Raw genomic sequence first — 20,923 nt, 5'->3', positions numbered from 1 at the left:
TTTTTCATTCCCACTCATATGGCGTTTCTTGATAAACATAGTAGTTTAACCAGTTGGAAAACAGCAAATGTGCGTGTGAACGCCATTTGTTTACAGGTTTCTTTGTCGGATTATTGTCTGGGAAATAATTTTTTGGCATGTCAATCTCAATTCCCTTTGCTACATCCCGACTATATTCTTCCGCTAATGTATGCACGTCGTATTCCAAGTGACCAGTAATCATGATTTGTTTTTCATCTTTAGACATGATAAGAAACGGACCTGCTTCCTCCGAAGAAGACAGAAGCATCAGTTCTTCATGAGCTAGAATTGCTTCGACTTCGACATCCGTGTAACGAGAAACCGGCGCATAAAACTCGTCATCAAAACCTCGCAATAGTTTAACTGTTGGCTCTATTACCGTATGTTTGTAAATACCAGAACATTTTTTTGGAAGCTCAAATTTACCGATACCAAAATGATGGTATAGTGATGCTTGAGCTCCCCAGCAAATATGGAGAGAGGACGTCACATTTGTTTTCGCCCAGTCCATGATCCCTTCTAGTTCTTTCCAGTAATTCACATCCTCGAATTCCATCAATTCCACGGGCGCTCCAGTAATAATCATTCCGTCGATTCGTCGATGCTTTACCTCTTCAAATGTCGTGTAAAATTGCTCTAAATGCGATTTGCTTACATTTTTCGATTCATGAGTGGCTGTATATAAAAAGGAAACATTCACCTGAAGCGGGGTATTTCCTAATAGACGAAGCAGCTGGGCCTCTGTTTTTTCTTTTTCCGGCATTAAATTTAAGATCAAAATATTTAACGGACGAATATCTTGACTGTGCGCGCGGTCGACATCCATCACGAAAATATTCTCTTTCTCTAATATTTCTGTTGCCGGAAGTTGTCTTGGTATATTGATTGGCATTTTCTTACCCCCTATATTTTCGAATTTTCAATAAATCATTATAGACCGCTTTGGTAAAAAAACACAAGAGCTGTTTTATTTTGGAGTGGAACATAGAATATCTCCTACGCCTATTTACAAGTGGATCAAGCTTTATTCAAATATAGAAGCAGCAACTGCTACTAAATAAGAGTGCCTATACATTTTCCGCCCTAAAACTATGGTATATTAGACAGTACATCGTTAGTAAAGGAGTTCAAAAAAATGGCAAAAAGTGTAGTAATTGCTGAGAAACCTTCCGTTGCACGTGATATTGCGAATGTATTGAAGTGTACGAAGAAAGGCAATGGATTTTTAGAAGGTAATAAGTACATCGTCACTTGGGCATTAGGACATTTAGTGACGTTAGCAGATCCAGAGGCATACGATAATAAATATAAAACATGGAACCTAGAAGATCTTCCTATGCTTCCAGAACGCATGAAATTAGTGGTTATGAAACAAACTGGAAAACAGTTTAATGCTGTAAAAGCACAGTTAAATCGCAGTGATGTGAGTGAAATAATTGTAGCTACTGATGCCGGGAGAGAAGGAGAATTAGTTGCGCGTTGGATTATTGATAAAGCAAAAGTCCGTAAGCCAATCAAACGTCTGTGGATTTCCTCTGTAACAGATAAAGCGATTAAAGATGGATTCAATAACTTAAAGCCTGGTAAAGCTTATGAAAACTTATATGCTTCGGCAGTAGCACGTTCTGAGGCAGACTGGTATATCGGTTTAAACGCAACTCGTGCACTAACAACTAAATTTAATGCTCAACTAAATTGTGGTCGTGTACAGACACCAACAGTTGCAATGGTTGCAGCACGTGAAGATGAAATAAAAAACTTCAAACCTCAAACGTATTATGGTATTGAAGCTCAAACAGATGGACTTAAATTAACGTGGCAAGATGCGAATGGTAATAGTCGTAACTTTAATAAAGAAAAAATCGATGCAATCGTTAAATCGCTTGGACGTAAAGATGCGAGTGTTGTTTCCATTGATCGTAAAGCAAAAAAAACATTTGCCCCTTCTTTATATGATTTAACAGAGTTACAACGTGATGCGAATAAAATCTTTGGTTATTCAGCTAAAGAAACATTGAACATCATGCAAAAACTGTACGAACAACATAAAGTGTTAACTTATCCTCGTACTGACTCACGTTATTTATCTTCTGATATCGTTAGCACACTTCCAGAGCGTTTAAATGCATGTGGTATAGGTGAATATCGGCCTCTAGCAAATAAAGTGTTGAATAAGCCTATCAAAGCGACAAAAGCATTTGTAGATGATAGTAAAGTAAGTGATCACCATGCGATCATTCCAACAGAAGGCTATGTGAATTTTTCAGCATTCACAGATAAAGAACGCAAAATTTATGATCTTGTAGTAAAACGCTTCTTAGCTGTATTATTCCCTGCTTTTGAGTACGAGCAGTTAACAGTACAAGCAAAAATTGGTGATGAAAAATTCATTGCTAAAGGAAAATTAGTAATGAATATCGGTTGGAAAGAAGTGTACAAAAACCGGTTCAATGATGAAGAATCAACTGACGATGTAAAAGAGCAACTATTACCTAGTATTGAAAAAGGCGATGTATTAAAGACAAAACTAATTGTTCAAACATCAGGCCAAACAAAGCCACCTGCACGCTTTACAGAGGCAACTTTACTGTCAGCAATGGAAAATCCTACAAAGTACATGAAAACAAACGATAAGAAGCTTGTCGATACGTTAAAATCAACTGGTGGACTTGGTACAGTTGCAACTCGTGCTGATATTATTGATAAATTATTCAATTCATTCCTAATCGAAAAACGTGGTGGAAAAGAAATCTATATCACTTCTAAAGGTCGTCAACTGCTAGATTTAGTACCAGAAGAATTAAGATCGCCAGCGACAACAGCTGATTGGGAACAAAAGCTTGAGCTGATTTCTAAAGGAAAACTGAAAAAAGATGTGTTCATCAATGAAATGAAAGAACACACAAAAGAAATTGTGGCAGAAATTAAAGCAAGCGATAAAAAATATAAACACGATAATATCTCAACAAAATCTTGCCCAGACTGCGGGAAACCGATGTTAGAGGTGAACAGCAAGAAAGGTAAAATGCTTGTCTGCCAAGATCGTGAATGCGGTCATAAAAAGAACGTGGCACGCGTAACCAATGCCCGCTGCCCACAATGTAAAAAGAAAATGGAACTTCGTGGTGAAGGAGAAGGGCAAATCTTCACATGTAAATGTGGATATCGTGAGAAACTATCTGCTTTTGAAGCAAGACGTAAAAAAGAATCTGGTGGAAAAGTGGATAAACGCTCTGTACAAAAGTACTTAAAACAGCAGGAAAAAGAGGCAGAGCCATTAAATAATGCATTTGCTGATTTGCTAAAAGGATTTAAATTAGATAAATAGTCAGTTATTGATAGGACTATTATTCAAATAAAGAATTAAACCTGCACATATAATTACTTCAAATTTTAATTATGTGCAGGTTTTTTTATGTGCAATAAAAAGTCTAGACATTGTTGATTTAATAAGGATTCATAGCAAAAAATATTTATGCGCAATAGCTTTTTATAGAGATAAGTCTATATCGTTCGCGATCACAATGTCTTTCACACCTTTACGATTTAACTGCGTTTTCACCACTTAGAACAGAGATCATTTAGAGTTTCAATTAATAAAAATTATAGGTAAAATAATAAAAAATATGTTTTTAAAAGGAGATGTTGCTTATGAGGGAGCAAAAAAATATACGCCTTGTCTTGGCGGGACTACTTTTAGGAATCTTCATGTCTTCAATGGACAATACGATTGTGGCGACGGCTTTAGGATCCATTTTAGCTGATTTAGGTGGTGTCGAAAGCTACGCTTGGATCACGTCGGCTTATGCGGTCGCTGTGCTTGCTGGGATGCCGATTTTCGGGAAATTATCTGATATGTATGGAAGAAAGCGATTCTTTTTATTTGGTTTAGTTGTGTTTTTAATTGGCTCGGCTCTTTGTGGCGTGGCGCAATCGATTCCACAATTGGCGATGTATCGCGCTATACAAGGGATTGGCGGAGGTGCGTTGTTGCCGATTGCCTTTACGATTGTATTAGATATCTTTCCTCCGGAGCAGCGCGGAAAAATGACCGGATTGATTGGTGCTGTTTTTGGCGCTTCAAGCGTCATTGGTCCATTATTAGGTGCATGGATTACCGATTCTATTAGCTGGCATTGGGTATTTTATGTCAATATTCCTATTGGCATTGTGTCATTATTCTTGATCGTCAAGTTTTATCAAGAGTCACCCAATCATACAAAGCAGTCGATCGATTGGTTTGGAGCGATTACGCTCGTCACGTCCGTCGTCAGCTTCATGTTTGCCCTTGAGCTTGGCGGGAAAGAATTCGCTTGGGACTCTTGGCAAATCATCTCGTTATTTACGATTTCTGGATTGCTTTTCATTCTCTTTTTGTGGGTGGAAACGAAAGCGAAGGAACCGATTATTTCGTTTTGGATGTTTAAAAATCGATTATTTGCTTCTGCACAAGTGTTAGCCTTTTTATACGGAGCTACCTTTGTTGCGTTGACCATTTTCATTCCCATTTTCGTACAAGCGGTGTATGGTGGTTCAGCGACAAATGCTGGAGTTATTTTAATGCCGATGCTGCTTGGTTCTGTTGTAGGATCAGGTATTGCTGGGGTTACACAAACGAAGCTACCGTATCGCACCATTATGACGATCTCGATTACTTCATATGCGGTGGGCATGACGTTAATGAGTACTATCAATCCTGATACATCACGCCTCGCTTTGACCATGTATATGATATTAGTTGGTTTTGGCGTTGGATTTTCCTTTTCTCTTCTTCCATCCGCATCGATTCATAAGATGGAGTACAAGTATCGCGGGTCCGCTAACTCCACAAACGCGTTCTTTCGTTCCTTAGGATTAGCGATCGGAATTACCGTCTTTGGGTCGATCCAAACAAAGCTATTTACAAGCAAGCTCAACGAAAAACTAGCTTCCATCGGTGGACAAGGTGCAGGTGATTTTGGTTCAGCTGATAATTTACAAAGCATCTTTCAACCTGAGCAACGAGCGATGATCCCAAAAGAAGTGTTAAATGTGATCGTAGATGCGATGTCTTATTCCATCTCTACCACTTTTCTATGGGCTCTTATTCCCATTGCTTTTTCCGCTGTAGCCGTATTCTTTATGGGAAATGAACGACTAAACGTTGCAAAAAAGCCAAATTAATTTGATGAAAATAACGTTCGAATTTTCTCGAACGTTATTTTTTTATGATCTAGGACTCTTTTGCTAGTACAAGACTCAAACATATAATCTTTTCCTCCTATAAAAGATCCCGAAAATCAACCCTTACTAAACATATGTCAAAAATTATTTGCTTCTTTGTAAAGAATCGGTGAATATTTTTCTAAAATAGTTTTTTCTTCATCATTTACGTTTATAAAAGAAGTGAATACATACTTAGGAGGAGGAAACATCATGAAAACTTCAGTCGATAAGAAGAACTTGAATTGGCTTTGGCTTTGTCTCGCTTTTCTCGCTCTAATCACGATTTTATTATTGCCAACACCTGCCGACTTACCTGAGTCTGGACAAAGAGCACTTGCGATCCTCGCTTTTGCCGTCATTCTTTGGGTGACGGAAGCTGTTTCGTACCCAGTGAGTGCCTTTATGATTATTGGATTAATTTCAGTTTTACTCGGATTGGCTCCAAGTATAGAAGATCCTTCTACTCCGCTTGGAACAGGAAATGCGTTAAAACTAGCTTTATCTGGATTTAGTTCTTCTGCAGTGGCGCTTGTAGCGGGAGCCTTGTTTTTAGCTGCAGCGATGCAAGCAACAAACTTTCATAAACGATTGGCTTTATTCATTTTATCCAAAGTGGGCCCGAAAACGAATAATATTGTGATCGGTGCCATTTTAGTCAGTATTGTCCTTGCTTTCTTCGTGCCGAGTGCCACAGCTCGTGCCGGAGCGGTCATCCCAATTTTACTTGGAATGGTTGCAGCATTTGGTCTAGCAAAAGAAAGTCGTCTTGCTGCTTTACTTGTGATTACCTCTGTGCAAGCCGTTTCCATTTGGAATGTAGGTATTAAAACGGCTGCAGCTCAAAACATGATTGGGCTAGAGTTTATGGAAAAAGCATTTGGCGAATCGGTTTCTTGGAGTGAATGGCTACTGTACGCAGGTCCATGGTCCATCATTATGTCGATTCTTCTGTTCTTTATTATGATTCGTGTTATTCGTCCAGAAACGAGTGAAATTACGAATGGAGATATCCTTGTAAAAAGGCAGCTGCAAGAGCTAGGTCCATTGACAGCTCCCGAAAAAAGATTGATTTTCATTTCAATCGCCTTGTTATTTTTATGGTCGACAGAGGAAATCCTTCATCCTTTTGATACATCAACAGTAACATTAATTGCCGTTGCGATTTTACTTACACCGAAAATTGGTGTATTCGATTGGAAAACAGTTGAAAAACAAATTCCATGGGGAACAATCATTGTCTTTGCCGTTGGAATCTCACTCGGTGGAGTATTGCTAGAAACAGAAGGTGCAGCTTGGCTTTCTAGTAAGGTGTTTAGTGCACTTGGTCTAGATTCGATGCCATTATTAAGTATCATCGCCATCTTAACTTTGTTCAATATTTTGATTCATCTTGGCTTTGCCAGTGCCACCAGCTTGGCTTCAGCGTTAATACCGATCGTCATCACTCTCGTTACTACATTAAATGTCGATGTGAATGAAGCTGGGTTTGTTTTAATTCAACAATTTGTCATTAGTTTCGGTTTCTTGCTGCCTGTGAGCGCTCCGCAAAATATGCTAGCTTACGGAACAGGAACATTTACAGTGAAAGACTTTTTAAAAGCGGGAATTCCGCTCACAATTGCCGCATACTTACTCGTTATGTTGTTTAGTATGACGTATTGGAAATGGATTGGATTACTATAAATCCGTGAGGGTCTTACAGCCCGTTAATGCGGGATAAATCATCTTTTCACATCCGGTGGGAGCCAAATATTCTCCCACCGGATATTTTTTTAGAATCCACTGCTGCCCACAACATAAAGAAGTCATGACAACACCGCAAACTTTTTTACGAACTGGCAAGAATAAACACCCACAGGAATAAAATATTTAAGAGGGAAAAGGCGTCCTCAAAATAAATTCCACTTATAGATTGTTTTCTATTATAGTAAAGGTAGAGAGGAGGTTATTTTTATGATTTTCAATAAACGTGGAGACATCCCTTATCTTCTTGGCTTAGTTTTTCTCCTAGCTGGTGTGATTTACTTTTTTGCTTCGAATTGGCCCATGCTTGATCGCCCAGTGAAAATTGTATTAAGCCTGGCCTTAATCGTGGTCAGCTACGCAGCTTCCGCCTTGTACAAACGAAGCCGTACCTTTCAGTATTTAAGCAACTGGTGGCTATTTGCCGCTGCCATTGCTTTTGGCGTGAGTGTGGCACTCATCGGGCAAATGTATAATTCCCACGCCGATTCCTACTTATTATTTTTCATTTGGCTCATTCCTGTGTTAGCGTTGGCTGTTTTGACAAAATACGAGCCATTTTATTGGCTTTCCTTGCTATTGTTTGAGTTAACCATTTGGCAAAAAATTCATCCAACTGGTATGTGGCTCGACTATAGCGATTGGGAGGAGCTCGGCATTTATGTAGGATTGATCTTCCTGCATCTCGGATTGTTCTTTTTATTGAAAAAAGTTGGCCGTGAAAAACTCGCTTTTGTCACGTTAATAATCACCCAGTATTGTGCGGTTTTCTTGTTAAATAAACATTCTCTTTACGATATATTTACTGAATTCCGCTCAACTTCCCTGCTATTTGTACTTTTTCATGTTGTGTATATTGCCCTAATCATTTTATTTTGGCGGAAGTTTGAGCGAGAACGAAAACAGCATCCAGTTGAAATGGCCGTTCATTTACTGTTCTTTGGATTTTATGTCGTCTACAATGTGTTTTTCATCTTCTTAATTATGTTTGGGGAAGCATTATTTTATATCGGCTTTTTATTGTTAATCGCCCTATTTGCCTTCAGTATTTATTTCCTCCAAAAATTAAAGAAGAATGCCGAAGAAACGGATCAAAAATGGTCGCGCTACACGTATCAATTTTTTGTGGGGATTCTATCCTTTTTAGGAACAATCGTTGCACTTGCTTCCCTTAGTTCATTCATCTTTTTAGCTTTCGGCTTGATGGACGAAATGAAGTATGGATTCTTGTTTCTTGGGATCATTTGTATAAGTGGTGGGCTAGCGGTCAAGAAGACATCGTTTATCGTCGTTCGTCTCACATTGCAAGTGACCGGAATGATTTTCTTGTTCCCGTTTGCCTTTATGATGAATGAAACATGGACATTTTGGCTGATCGTGATCGTTTTTGCTGTCATGACGATGGTTTTATTTCAGAAGAAAGATTCATTGTTGTATTACTTTGCTTTGAATGTTGGAGTAATAGTTGCGATCACCATGACAATTACTACTTACGGTCTGAATTGGCAATGGTTGCACGTGAGCTTGCTCGTGCTCGGCCTCTTGAATGCAGCAGTCTTTTTCAAATTCAAAAAAACACCTTTAGGATTACTTAGTTATCTTTTATCGCTCGTTCACTTCCTATATTTAACGTTTAGTGATGATCTCTCGATAATATTAGCTGTCATTTATCATCTAGTGTTCATTGCGTATCTTTCTATTCACTTGTTTCAGCCAAGAATCGAATCGCGAATGTATCGCTGGTCCACTTGGGTAGCTTTATCCGCCTTTCTCATTTGGAAGTATTACGAATATGTATGGGATCTTCTCCATAAATCGCTCGCTCTATTTATTTTAAGTGCGATTTTCTTCCTTCTCTTCCTCATTTGGGGCCGGAAGCATACTGAGAAATTTCGCAATATTTTAGAGTGGCGTTGGAAGCCTGTCATCGCCATCTTTGTATTACAGTTAGCCTTTATTGGCTTTACTTCGTGGCAAAAAGAACAGCTTCTCCAACATGGGCAGCTTGTCGCCTTAAAATTAGAGCCGCTCGATCCTCGCTCTTTACTACAAGGAGATTACGTACAGCTGAATTATGAAATGCATACTAAATTTTTTGATAAACAAGACCCTCTTGAAGGCAAAGTTCATGTCATTTTAGAAAAATCGACTGACAGCGTTCTTGTCAACGGAAAACAAGTGCCGATTTACAAACCGAAAACCTTTGTTTCCGCCAATCAACCCGCTGTTGTAAATGAAGAAAAAGTAACCCTTCAAGGAAAAAGCAAATACGGTACCCTCGACCTTGGAATTGAACACTTTTTCATTCCGGAAAACACCGGACAAAAATGGGAAGACAAAAATTACGCCCTCGTCCGTGTGTCCAAAAACGGGGATGCCATTTTAGAAACATTGGTGAAGAAATAAGTGAAAAGTCTGTCCAGAAAATCCGTGAATACTGACTTTCTGGACATTTCTTTAACCTTCGTAAGCTTTTCTTCGACTTTCTACTCGCTTCTTCGACCTTCATAAGCTTTTCTTTGACTTTCTGCTTGTTTCTTTGACCTTCGTAAGCTTTTCTTCGACTTTCTACTCGCTTCTTTGACCTTCGTAAGCTTTTCTTTGACTTTCTGCTTGTTTCTTTGACCTTCGTAAGCTTTTCTTCGACTTTCTGCTCGCTTCTTTGACCTTCGTAAGCTTTTCTTCGACTTTCTGCTTGTTTCTTCGACCTTCATAAGCTTTTCTTTGACTTTCTGCTTGTTTCTTTGACCTTCGTAAGCTTTTCTTCGACTTTCTGCTTGTTTCTTTGACGTTATTGCTCTTTCCCATTGATCACTATTTTGTTTACTGGTCCATGCACGTTAATCGAAACTTCTTTCCAATCAGGTTGAAACGCTCCGTGTATCTCTTCTGTTTCAATGTACACAGCTTCATCTTGTTTCCATGCTTTAATGTGTAGTTGAAAATAGTCACCTGCCTGATAAGCAAATGTCTCACCGTCGTCATCGTATAATGTGTATTCGCATACTTTGTCGCTAGGGTATACATGAATACTTATGTTATCGACTGGCTTGAATGTTTCAGCTTGCGGAAGGATCGTTCCCACTTTAATAAACAACGGCAACTGATCCCATTTAGCTGCGACTAAAATATGCCTGCCTCCAATGATTTGTTGATCCGTCCAATAATCGATCCATTCTCCTTCTGGTAAGTAGACGACTCGATGATATGTCGTAGGTGTCGTGATCGGAGCAACTAAAATATTTTCACCGATTAAAAATTGATCGGCTAAATTAAATGTGTTAGCATCCTCAGGATATTCCATCACAAGTGGCCGCATAACAGGCACACCGGTGACGCTTGCCTCATGAAACAATGTGTAAAAGTGAGGCAACCAGCGATAGCGAAGCTGAATATATTTTTTGATAATAGCTTCTGCTTCTTCCCCAAAGGACCATGGCTCTTGATGGACCGTATCTAAATTAGAATGGTTACGAAAGTAAGGCATAAAAGTACCGAGCTGCGTCCAACGAACGAGTAAGTCAGCATTCGCATCATGAGCAAACCCGCCAACGTCCGCCCCAGAAAAGGGTACACCAGACATCCCAAGATTCAGGCACATCGGCATCGACATTTGCAAATGCTCCCAGAAACTGCGATTATCCCCTGTCCATACCGTTGCATACCGCTGCACACCAGCAAATCCTGCCCGCGTTAACACAAATGGCCGTTTTCCGTTTAGTAATTTTTTCAATCCACTATACGTCGCTTCCCCCATCAATAAGCCGTATACGTTATGAAGCTCACGATGCGTCTTCGGATAGCCATCATTGTCATGCCACACTGCCAAATCCATCGTTTTCGTTTCATTGAATACGGCTGGCTCATTCATATCATTCCAAATGCCTTCCACTCCGAGATCGGTGTAAAATTTTTGCCACTCCCCCCACCACTCACGCACATCTTGATTTGTGAAATCAGGAAAAGCACTTTCCCCTGGCCAAACGTCTCCAAAGTACACATCGCCTTCTGCATATTGGCAAAAGTGTCCCGCTTGTATCCCTTCTAAATACACGGGATATTCTGGGTCTCTTTTCACCCCTGGGTCGACAATCGGCACAACATGAATGCCCGCTGCTTTTAACTCGTCAATAAGCTTCGCCGGATTCGGAAAACGGTCGCGATTAAATGTAAATACCCGATAGCCTTCCATATAATGAATATCTAAATAAATAGCATCCAGTGGAATCTCCTTTTCTTGAAAAGTGTGCACGAGCTCATGAACTTCAGCTTCCGTTTTATAGCTGTAGCGCGATTGATGGTAACCGAGTGCCCATTTCGGTGGCAATGCCATTTTGCCTGTCAACCTTGTATATTGGCTGACGACATCTTTTGGAGAAGGGCCAGCGATCACGTAATAATCAAGCTCGCCTCCAGCAGCTGAAAACGAATAACGATGAGCTTCTTGCTTCAAGTCAAACACCGTTTGAAAGGTATTATCAAAAAATACACCATGGGCTTGTCCGTTTCGAATCGTCACGAAAAAAGGAATCGATTGATAAAGGGCGTCCACTTCTGGATTATGCGGAGCGAACACATCGGAATTCCACATTGTCATCTTTTCGCCACGCTTATCTAGGAAACTCGTTTTTTCCCCAAACCCGTAAAAATGATCGGCCTCTTCCATGTCTTTAAAGCAAATCACTTCACCTGTGCGACGACTTGCCATCCCTCGCTCCCCTTCATTAAGGAGCGTGCGTCCATTTGCCTCTGTTACAAGAAGTCGAAACGGTGTAAGAGTGATTTTTGCCGTTAGTTTTTCACCTGTTATGTACACCGCATCCGCTGATTCCCTTACTTCAAATGGTACTTGTTCTTTTTTCATGGCGACCGCAAAGCTTTGCTCCATCATCGGAACGCCCGTTGGATTCATTGTGACACGGATCATCTCTTGACAATAAAACTGCACAACGACATAACCATTCTGACAAATAAAGTGCACACCATCCGCTTCTTCCTGCCATTTTCTCACATTGCCAATGTCATAGAATTTCCCTTCATCCGTGTCCTTTTCTCGATCAGGATGAATGGCGAAGCTTGTATCTTCCATTTCTTAGCCCTCCTTACCTCACATGCCAATTTCTCTTTCATGCATATAGTTCCCTTTTCTCCCTACTTTCCCCTTCATCGATAACAAAACTATTACAAAATTTTTTCATTTATCCCGCATTAACGGGCTGTAAGACCTCCACCTCAACATGGCAGAAGGAGCGTAGCCGTGTAGGTGGGGGATCAACAGCCCGTAAACGCCCGATCCGTTCGGGCCTGCACGATGCAGGTTACAAAGGTGTTGCAACAGGACGTTGCGACTTTAGCCTTTGTTCTTCTTTTATCAGTGAGGATGAAGGAAACCCCCACTGATTGAAGTTTCACTTTATCCCCAATCATTTAAAACAGACAAAAACTGATATATAACAACTTTGTAATATTCCTGTAATATTTTTTAAAGGAACTGTAACCTATGAAACGACAACTTTCTGATATATTAGCTACAGAAGAAAAATTAACCACATACATAATCAGACAGAATATATAAACGAAACGATAAGGGAAAGGAAACTAAGGTGAATCAAGTGAAAAAATTTCTAACATTAGCATTCAGTTCTTTACTATTAAGTATCAGTTTACTTTTACCAACACAATCAGCAGATGCAGCCTATTCAAAAGAAAATGTTATAACAGAAGCAAAGAAACATATCGGAACACCATACAAATGGGGTGGAACAACACCAGCAGGATTTGATTGCTCTGGTTTCATCCAATACACACATAAGAAAAATGGCGTCTCTCTTCCTCGTACAGCTGCTCAAATGTATACAAAAGGCGTAAAGGTTTCTAAATCAAAAATGGAACCTGGAGATTTAATTTTCTTTAGTACATATAAAAAAGGTGCTTCCCATGTTGGTATTTATTTAGGAAATAACGAGTTTATCCACTCTGCTTCTAAAGGTGTACGTATTGATAAAGTAAGCAACTCTTACTGGTCGAAAAAATATTTAGGCTCTAAACGCCTAACAGATTAATAGTTGATAACAACCCGGCTTCCAAAAGGAAGTCGGGTTGTTTAGTCCATCTAGGGGATACACCTCAAAAAAATAAAAAGCCTTCAAAACTGAAGGCTTAAAAGGCTCTCTTCATAATTTCCTTTTCAAGAATAACTGGATCAACTCAATATCCTCTTTTGTTATGTCTTCAATCTCATCAATCGACTGAATTATTTTCATGACTTGCTTATCTCGAGAATCTTTAGGTTTATTACTAAAATAATTAGTAACTGCAGATGTGAATATACCGATAATCACAATCCCTACCATTAGTAATACAGCAGCCAGTAATCGACCTAATACGGTAACAGGAGCAATATCTCCATATCCAACTGTAGTTATTGTAATCAAACCCCACCACAACGCTTCAGCGTAGGTTTCAATCGCCGGTTCAACTATAGCAATCGGTATTGGTATGACAAATAACATTGCGACACTATACTTGAAAGCTTTGTCTAATCCATTCGTTTTTAACACCGCATAAAAAGGTTTTAAATAACGAGAACTGATGCCAAGCAATTGAAGAACTTTAAATATACGGACGAGTCTAGCTGCTCTTAAAAGGGAATCGAAAGGGATTATAGCTACTAACTCTAAGGGATGTTTCTTTACATAGTGCCACTTGTTTTCTGCTCGTGCAAAACGAACAAAGTAATCCACTACAAATATGAGCCAAATAGTTTGTTGAAAAACCACAAATTGTTTATCAGCCATGAGAGCAAGGGCTACTGAGATAAGGATTAAAACAATCATAAAAATTTCATATGTAATTACAAACTTTTTCACTAAATCAACCGCCTATATCAAATAGTTTAATAGTCATATATTTCATATTATACTTCTAAATCCAATGTACTAATTATACCAGTACATAGATGGTCATTTCCAATTCGACAATCTATATGTCACATAGATGATGTCGATGTAATATTTCCTTAATATTATTTAATCGACCTGTAACCTATGAAACGACAAATCTCTGATATATTAGCTACAGAAGAAAAATTAACCACATAAACAATCCGACAACATACATAATCAATAATAGGAGAAAGGAATTTAGGTAAATCAAATGAAAAAATTATTGACAGTAGTATTCAGTTCTTTACTATTAAGCGTAAGTTTACTTTTACCGGCACAATCAGCAGATGCAGCATCATACTCAAAACAGAACGTCATTAAAGAAGCAAAGAAACATATCGGAACACCATATAAATGGGGCGGTACAACACCAAAAGGATTCGATTGCTCTGGTTTCATCCAGTACACACATAAGAAAAATGGCGTTTCTCTTCCTCGTACAACTTCTCAAATGTACTCAAAAGGTACAAAGGTGTCTAAATCAAAAATGCAACCGGGAGACTTAATGTACTTCAGTACTTATAAAAAAGGCCCATCTCATGTTGGAATTTACATAGGAAATAATCAATTTATCCACTCTGCTTCTAAAGGTGTAAGAATTGATAAAGTAAGCAACTCTTATTGGACGAAAAAATATATCGGCTCTAAACGCCTGTAATTGAACGGACTGACCCGACCTCCTATTGGAAGTCGGGTTTTTACTTTCCCTTCGCTTTCCTCTCTTATTATGTAGTAAAATGAGAAAAGAAATGATTACGAATGAGAGGGTTTTATTATGAGTATTTTAACTGTCAATCAATTAAGCCACGGCTTTGGTGACCGGGCCATTTTTAATAATGTGTCATTTCGCTTACTTAAAGGCGAGCATATCGGATTAATTGGAGCGAATGGTGAAGGTAAGTCAACATTCATGAATATCATTACCGGACAGCTTCAGCCGGATGAAGGAAAAGTCACTTGGTCAAAAAATGTCCGGGTCGGCTATTTAGATCAGCATGCTGTTTTAGAAAAAGGGATGACGATTCGTGACGTATTAAAGACAGCCTTCCAATACTTATTTGATTTAGAAACAGAGATGAATGAGCTGTTCGGAAAAATGGGCGAAGTATCCCCGGAAGAATTAGAAAAACTGCTCGAAGAAACAGGCACCCTGCAAGATATGCTTACAAATAATGATTTTTATATTATTGATGCGAAGGTAGAGGAAATTGCTCGCGGACTTGGCTTGGATGAGATTGGACTTGATCGTGATGTTCACGACTTGAGCGGCGGACAGCGGACAAAGGTATTGCTTGCAAAGCTTCTGCTTGAAAAACCTGACATTTTATTACTGGATGAGCCGACAAACTATTTAGATGAGCAGCATATTGAATGGTTAAAACGCTACTTGCAAGAATATGAAAATGCCTTCATTTTAATTTCTCATGACATTCCATTTTTAAATAGCGTCATTAACTTAATTTATCATATGGAAAATCAAGAGCTGAACCGCTACGCTGGCACATACGATGAGTTTTTGAAAGTTTACGAGATGAAAAAGCAACAGCTAGAAGCCGCTTATAAAAAGCAACAGCAGGAAATTTCTGACTTAAAGGATTTCGTCGCGCGTAATAAAGCGAGGGTATCAACGAGAAATATGGCGATGTCCCGCCAGAAAAAGCTCGATAAAATGGACGTGATCGAACTCGCTTCGGAACGTCCAAAACCAGAATTTCATTTTAAAGAAGGACGTACATCCGGCAAGTTAATTTTTGAAACGAAGGATTTAGTGATCGGTTACAACGAGCCACTCTCAAAGCCTTTGAATTTACGCATGGAACGCGGGCAAAAAATTGCACTAACAGGAGCTAATGGGATTGGGAAAACGACGCTTTTACGCAGTATTCTTGGCGAAATCAAACCGGTGTCTGGTCAAGTCGAACGCGGTGAACATTTGCAAATCGGCTATTTCGAGCAAGAAGTGAAATCGACTAATAACAACACTTGTATTGAAGAAGTCTGGTCAGAGTTCCCTTCATTTACTCAATATGAAGTGCGCGCGGCTTTAGCGAAATGCGGATTAACCACCAAGCATATTGAAAGCAAAGTAAGCGTTCTAAGCGGTGGCGAAAAAGCGAAGGTACGACTTTGTAAATTGATCAATCAAGAAACAAATATCTTAGTGCTAGATGAGCCAACAAACCACTTAGATGTCGATGCAAAAGATGAACTTAAACGAGCATTAAAAGCGTATAAAGGCAGCATTTTGCTTATCTCCCATGAGCCTGACTTCTACCAAGAAGTCGCAACAGAAGTATGGAACTGTGAGTCTTGGACGACGAAAGTATTTTAATAAGGGAGTGACTGTATGGGAAAGCGAGTAGCTTTGTCATGGAGTGGCGGCAAAGATAGCTGCATGGCCTTCGATTTATTAGTGAAGCAAGGCTATGAAGTTGCCTGCCTCCTCACCACTGTACCGAAAGAAATCGGCCGAACCTTTGGTCATGACGAGAAGACGGAATTGATTGAGCTTCAAAGCGAAGCTCTCTCCCTCCCCCTTCACTTCGTCCGCTGTTCGCTCGATCGCTATACCGAGACATTTATTGAGGATCTCGCTCAGTTAAAAGAACAATTTCAACTTGAAGGCATTGCCTTTGGTGATATTTATTTAGATGGCCATCGCGAGTGGGGTGAAAATGTAGCCGATGCGGTCGGATTACCTGCTCTTTATCCATTGTGGAGCAAAGAAGAAGACAGCTTACAGTTGCTACAAAATTTTATCGAGTCAGGTTATAAAGCCGTTGTCATCCGCATTCGTCTCGATGTCTTAGATGATACTTGGCTTGGCAGACAGTTAAATGAAGACTTTTATGTAGACATTCAATCGCAAACTCTTTGTCCGATGGGTGAGCATGGCGAATTTCATACATTCGTTTATGACGGCCCGCTATTTACACACCCTATTCCCCTAACACACGGCGAAATCATCACGAGTGAACGTAGCAAAAGATTGGATATTCAACCGTTGATCAATTAATTGGTAGAATGACCAAATTCCTTCCGCGAAGGCCGAATAAAAATCGCCCATCCTTTTTTAAAAGGAGGGCGATTTTTTATTACCGTATTTTATTTTCTCCCGCTAGCATCGACAGGTTTTCCTTTGTAGAATTGTTTTTTCTTGAGTTCTATGCCGAGTTCTCTGGCTATTTTTTTCAGTTCACGTTCTTCTCTTTCTGTGACGAGTGAGATGACGGTTCCTTCTGCGCCTGAACGACCGGTACGACCTGCGCGGTGCGTATATTGTGTCGAGTTCTTTGGCATATCAAAGTGTAAAACATGAGTGAGTCCTTTAATATCTAGCCCTCTTGCGGCGACGTCTGTTGCGAATAGTAATGGTAACTTACCCGCGCGAAATTGCTTTAAGGCCCGCTCTCTTTCTTGCTTGTTTAAATCACTATGCAAAATTCCATTGGCAAATCCGTTATAGTCTAATTTAGAAGAAAAGGCATTCACTTCGCCAATATCATTGATAAATGCAAGGATGCGCTCCGGTTCAAAACCGCGCATGATCCGTTCGACCATCACTTGTTTATCGCGACGGTCACAGACGAAGTATAAATGCTCAACTTTCGAAGCAGGCATTTCAGCTTTCGTTACCTTGATCACTTCCGCTTCCTTCATCCACTGTTTGGCTGTCGCTTCCGTTTGAGCTGGCATTGTTGCTGAGAAAAGAACAAGCTGGCGATCCTTCATCGTCGATTTAATAATCGCTTCTAAATTTTTAATATGCTCTGGTACTAATAACTGATCCCCTTCATCCAGCACGATCAACTTCACTTCATGCATTTTCAGCTTCTTCATTTGAATTAATTCTTGAATTCGCCCTGGTGTTCCAGCCACAACTTGCGGTTGTTTTTTCAATTTTTCAACTTGGCGTTTAATATTTGCTCCTCCGATAAAAGCCGCGCTAGAAATTCCTCCGCCCCATGCGCGAATCTCATCGGAAATTTGCATAATTAATTCTCGAGAAGATGCTAAGATGACTGCCTGTACAGCCTTTTTGTCTGGATTGATCTTTTCAAGTAACGGCAATAAATAAGCAAGCGTCTTCCCTGTTCCTGTTGGGGATTCAGCCAACACGTCACGACCGTCCAACATGAGAGGAACGGCCTTTTCCTGAATCGGTGTCGGCTCTGAAAATCCTGCCTTCTCCCAAGCCTCTTGCAAAAATGGTTTCATTGTATTTAAAGTGGAAAATGTAGTTGTCATAACGGCTCCTTTAATTAAACAACAGCCTTAGCTATTGTAGTGTATAGTTCCATTATGAAAAACTTTTGACGTTTTCGCAATCCCTTGACCAAAAGTTAGAGATGCCCATTATATTAGCCTTATATTTTCCATAAAATATCCCAAAAAACCGGACGACACCGTTTGACAAGATACTGACTTTTGTACTATGTTAAAAATAGAAAATTCTTCATTATTAAACAAAATAACACTGTATATAGGAGCTAGCATAATGAGCCGAAAACAGGCAATTCGTTCAATTATCCTACTAATGGGCGGTTTATTGTCAATTGTCATTTTGTATCAATTAAGTAAGACGAATCAAAATTTTTTCATTGTCAATAGTTTTCTTTCTTTTCATATGGCACTTGAACTTTTAAGTATAGCTATTGCCTTTTCTATTTCATTGCAAGGTTGGCTGATTTTCCCTCACACTTTATCAAGGCATCGTTTATTTATTTCTGCCGCATTTTTAAGCATTGGTCTTTTTGATTTATTCCATGTGCTGACTTATGAAGGGATGCCATTTTTCCTGATCGAAAGCTCAAGTCATAACGCGACTTGGTTTTGGTTAATTTCTCGCTTTACCCTTGCCATCTCACTATTAACCATTTTTTCGCAAGAGGATAAGAGAATCAATAAGAATTTCCGGAATTATACTTTTTTAATATTTGTTTTATATTCCTTAGTTATTAGCTTTGTGATTATAACATCTTCTGAAAAGCTGCCTCTTTTAATTATAGAAGGAGTCGGGCTAACCCCATTAAAAAGAGGAATAGAATACTTTATTTGCTTCCTATTTTTATGCACGATCATATTTATCTTTAAACGACACCCTAAAGATAAGAAAAAAGAATACTTTCCTCTCATTATCGCTTTAAGTTTAAGCTTGTTTAGTGAATTGCTTTTTACTTTATATAATCATGTGTACGATTGGATGAATCTGCTTGGCCATTTATTTAAAATGACAAGTTACTACTTCTTCCTTAAAGGAATTTATATTACAACAATTGAAAGTCCATATTTAGAACAAAAGCAAATTCAAAAAGCATTAGAGAAAAGCAAACACCGTTTAAATACGATCGTAAATATGGTGCCTACTGGGATTACAATTACGGATACAGAAGGAAAGCAGCTATTTGTCAACGATGCGGCAAAAAAAATATTAGGTATTTTTAGTTATGATCAAATTCATCCGAGTCGATTCAAAACGTTGGCTGGAAAGCCCTACCCTGAACATAAGCAAGCGATTCATCAAGTAAAATCTACTGGGAAATCCGTTTACGATGTTATATACAAATTAGAACAACTAGATGGACAATATCGAATCTTATCGATTAACGCCGCCCCTATTTTTGATGAAAAACAGGAAATCATTCAGATTATTCATTCCATTACTGATATGACCGAACAAATAGAAGCACAACATAAAGTCAATTTCTTAGCTTATTATGATGAACTGACTGGCTTGCCAAACCGGTTTTATTTAAAAAAGCAGCTTTCTGACCGAATAGAATCCGGGCATACCTTTTGTTTATTTGTCATTAACTTAAATCGATTTAAACATATTAATGAATCATTAGGGAGACAAATCGGTGACTTATTCTTAATTGAAGCATCAGAGAGGTTAAAAACTTTAGTTTCTGAGCACGACGCGACTGTTGTTCGGCTAACTGGAGATGAATTTGCCATCCTTTGTGATGAATGCGACACACAAGACCGTCAAAAAATGGAACGCCTTGCCTACAAAATTGTTAATCTATTTCAAACGCCGATGATCTCTAAAGGATTGAAGATGCGAATAACCGTCACAGTAGGTGTGACCGTTTCAATGAAAGCAACGGATACGGAACAAATATTAAATCAAGCGATAATGGCCATTAGTGAAGCAAGGAAAAACAACCGTTCCATCGCTATTTATAAATCCGATATGGAACAAAAAGCTTATGAGCAATTAGTGCTTGAGCACGACTTAAGTCAAGCGATTGAGCGCAAGCAGCTATCGTTATATTATCAGCCACAGATCGATCTTCAAACGGGAAAATTAGTTGGAGCTGAGGCATTAATTCGTTGGGAACATCCCGAAAAAGGAATGATTTCTCCTGCGACCTTTATTCCATTAGCGGAGCATACAGGGCTGATTCTCCCGATCGGTACATGGGTGATTGAGGAAGCTTGCAGACAGCTCCGACAGTGGCTAGATGAAGGCCTTCCAACTATGAGGATTTCTGTCAATCTATCATTAAGACAGTTTTTCCAAAATGATTTAACAAAAATTGTTTCTCATGCACTAGAGTCATGTAACTTACAACCAGATCAGTTAGAATTAGAAATTACAGAAAGTATGACGTTAAACATCGAGCTCGCATTAAAGAAATTACATAAATTAAAAAGTCTTGGCGTCCAAATTGCCGTTGATGATTTTGGAACGGGCTATAGTTCATTAAGTTACCTACATCAATTCCCAGTCGATCGATTAAAAATTGACCAATCCTTCATTCAGCGTTTATTTATCGAAAAAAGCAGCGAAGCCATCGTGGAAACGATTCTCTCTATGGGCAAACACTTAGGACTAGAACTCATCGCTGAAGGAGTAGAGACAGAAGAACAAATGGAGTTTTTAAAACAGCTTCACTGTCAACAAGTGCAAGGATATTACATCAGCAAGCCGCTCCCTGCTGAAGATTTTTTCCAATTAGTACGAAATAGAGAGCTGTAACAAATAAAACCCAAACAAAAAGGGT

At 39.1% G+C, this 20,923-nt stretch carries 13 protein-coding genes; 9 read left to right on the top strand and 4 right to left on the bottom strand.

Features of this window, described 5'->3' with window-relative positions; all coding sequences use genetic code 11:
• Positions 1-4 precede the first annotated feature (4 nt).
• On the bottom strand, positions 5-913 hold the full coding sequence (metA, locus tag WDJ61_RS03700) for a homoserine O-acetyltransferase MetA (RefSeq protein ID WP_338753248.1): 909 nt from the start codon (positions 911-913) through the stop codon (positions 5-7).
• Between the two features lie 243 nt (positions 914-1,156).
• Here metA and WDJ61_RS03695 point away from each other — a divergent pair, with 243 nt between their 5' ends.
• From WDJ61_RS03695 to WDJ61_RS03680, 4 genes are all read left to right on the top strand, one after another.
• On the top strand, positions 1,157-3,349 hold the full coding sequence (locus WDJ61_RS03695) for a DNA topoisomerase III (protein WP_338753247.1): 2,193 nt from the start codon (positions 1,157-1,159) through the stop codon (positions 3,347-3,349).
• Positions 3,350-3,672: 323 nt separating this feature from the next.
• Positions 3,673-5,184 (top strand): MDR family MFS transporter, encoded by a 1,512-nt coding sequence (locus tag WDJ61_RS03690; RefSeq protein WP_338753245.1) that lies wholly within the window; start codon positions 3,673-3,675, stop codon positions 5,182-5,184.
• Between the two features lie 252 nt (positions 5,185-5,436).
• Positions 5,437-6,909, top strand: coding sequence for a DASS family sodium-coupled anion symporter (locus WDJ61_RS03685; RefSeq protein WP_338753244.1), 1,473 nt, complete (start codon positions 5,437-5,439; stop codon positions 6,907-6,909).
• A gap of 270 nt (positions 6,910-7,179) precedes the next feature.
• Entirely contained in the window at positions 7,180-9,375 is a 2,196-nt protein-coding gene (locus WDJ61_RS03680; RefSeq protein WP_338753243.1) for a GDYXXLXY domain-containing protein, read from the top strand.
• Positions 9,376-9,760: 385 nt separating this feature from the next.
• Here the strand turns inward: WDJ61_RS03680 and WDJ61_RS03675 are convergent, their stop codons facing one another.
• Entirely contained in the window at positions 9,761-12,058 is a 2,298-nt protein-coding gene (locus tag WDJ61_RS03675) for a glycoside hydrolase family 31 protein (RefSeq protein WP_338753242.1), read from the bottom strand.
• Positions 12,059-12,581: 523 nt separating this feature from the next.
• Between WDJ61_RS03675 and WDJ61_RS03670 the strand changes: the two genes are divergently transcribed.
• The gene (locus WDJ61_RS03670; RefSeq protein WP_338753240.1) at positions 12,582-13,031 is read left to right on the top strand and encodes a C40 family peptidase; all 450 of its coding nucleotides are present in this window, start codon (positions 12,582-12,584) and stop codon (positions 13,029-13,031) included.
• Between the two features lie 111 nt (positions 13,032-13,142).
• Here WDJ61_RS03670 and WDJ61_RS03665 read toward each other — a convergent pair whose 3' ends face one another.
• Entirely contained in the window at positions 13,143-13,838 is a 696-nt protein-coding gene (locus WDJ61_RS03665; RefSeq protein ID WP_338753238.1) for a potassium channel family protein, read from the bottom strand.
• A 286-nt stretch (positions 13,839-14,124) separates the two neighbouring features.
• Here WDJ61_RS03665 and WDJ61_RS03660 point away from each other — a divergent pair, with 286 nt between their 5' ends.
• From WDJ61_RS03660 to WDJ61_RS03650, 3 genes are all read left to right on the top strand, one after another.
• Complete coding sequence (locus tag WDJ61_RS03660; protein WP_338752254.1) at positions 14,125-14,571, top strand: C40 family peptidase; 447 nt, start codon at positions 14,125-14,127, stop codon at positions 14,569-14,571.
• Between the two features lie 117 nt (positions 14,572-14,688).
• Positions 14,689-16,245: an ABC-F family ATP-binding cassette domain-containing protein gene (locus tag WDJ61_RS03655; RefSeq protein WP_338753236.1), complete on the top strand. Its 1,557-nt coding sequence runs from the start codon at positions 14,689-14,691 to the stop codon at positions 16,243-16,245.
• A 15-nt stretch (positions 16,246-16,260) separates the two neighbouring features.
• On the top strand, positions 16,261-16,929 hold the full coding sequence (locus WDJ61_RS03650; protein WP_338753235.1) for a diphthine--ammonia ligase: 669 nt from the start codon (positions 16,261-16,263) through the stop codon (positions 16,927-16,929).
• A gap of 89 nt (positions 16,930-17,018) precedes the next feature.
• On the opposite strand, the gene WDJ61_RS03645 is transcribed toward WDJ61_RS03650, so the two are convergent.
• Positions 17,019-18,161 (bottom strand): DEAD/DEAH box helicase, encoded by a 1,143-nt coding sequence (locus WDJ61_RS03645; RefSeq protein WP_338753234.1) that lies wholly within the window; start codon positions 18,159-18,161, stop codon positions 17,019-17,021.
• A gap of 250 nt (positions 18,162-18,411) precedes the next feature.
• Between WDJ61_RS03645 and WDJ61_RS03640 the strand changes: the two genes are divergently transcribed.
• Positions 18,412-20,898, top strand: a complete 2,487-nt coding sequence (locus tag WDJ61_RS03640; protein WP_338753233.1) for an EAL domain-containing protein — start codon at positions 18,412-18,414, stop codon at positions 20,896-20,898.
• Positions 20,899-20,923 lie beyond the last annotated feature (25 nt).

It is taken from the genome of Bacillus sp. FJAT-52991 (assembly GCF_037201805.1).
GTDB lineage: Bacteria > Bacillota > Bacilli > Bacillales > Domibacillaceae > Bacillus_CE > Bacillus_CE kandeliae.
Note: the sequence above shows the minus strand (reverse complement) of the source record. Positions and strands in the feature narration are given on the sequence as shown.

Excerpts from the sequence above, each read along its gene's own strand:
- WDJ61_RS03690 (WP_338753245.1), top strand. The coding sequence starts at position 3,673 with ATGAGGGAGCAAAAAAATATACGCCTTGTCTTGGCGGGACTACTTTTA.
- WDJ61_RS03685 (WP_338753244.1), top strand. The coding sequence starts at position 5,437 with ATGAAAACTTCAGTCGATAAGAAGAACTTGAATTGGCTTTGGCTTTGT.
- WDJ61_RS03660 (WP_338752254.1), top strand. The coding sequence starts at position 14,125 with ATGAAAAAATTATTGACAGTAGTATTCAGTTCTTTACTATTAAGCGTA.
- WDJ61_RS03655 (WP_338753236.1), top strand. The coding sequence starts at position 14,689 with ATGAGTATTTTAACTGTCAATCAATTAAGCCACGGCTTTGGTGACCGG.
- WDJ61_RS03680 (WP_338753243.1), top strand. The coding sequence starts at position 7,180 with ATGATTTTCAATAAACGTGGAGACATCCCTTATCTTCTTGGCTTAGTT.
- WDJ61_RS03645 (WP_338753234.1), bottom strand. The coding sequence starts at position 18,161 with ATGACAACTACATTTTCCACTTTAAATACAATGAAACCATTTTTGCAA.
- metA (WP_338753248.1), bottom strand. The coding sequence starts at position 913 with ATGCCAATCAATATACCAAGACAACTTCCGGCAACAGAAATATTAGAG.
- WDJ61_RS03640 (WP_338753233.1), top strand. The coding sequence starts at position 18,412 with ATGAGCCGAAAACAGGCAATTCGTTCAATTATCCTACTAATGGGCGGT.
- WDJ61_RS03695 (WP_338753247.1), top strand. The coding sequence starts at position 1,157 with ATGGCAAAAAGTGTAGTAATTGCTGAGAAACCTTCCGTTGCACGTGAT.
- WDJ61_RS03650 (WP_338753235.1), top strand. The coding sequence starts at position 16,261 with ATGGGAAAGCGAGTAGCTTTGTCATGGAGTGGCGGCAAAGATAGCTGC.
- WDJ61_RS03675 (WP_338753242.1), bottom strand. The coding sequence starts at position 12,058 with ATGGAAGATACAAGCTTCGCCATTCATCCTGATCGAGAAAAGGACACG.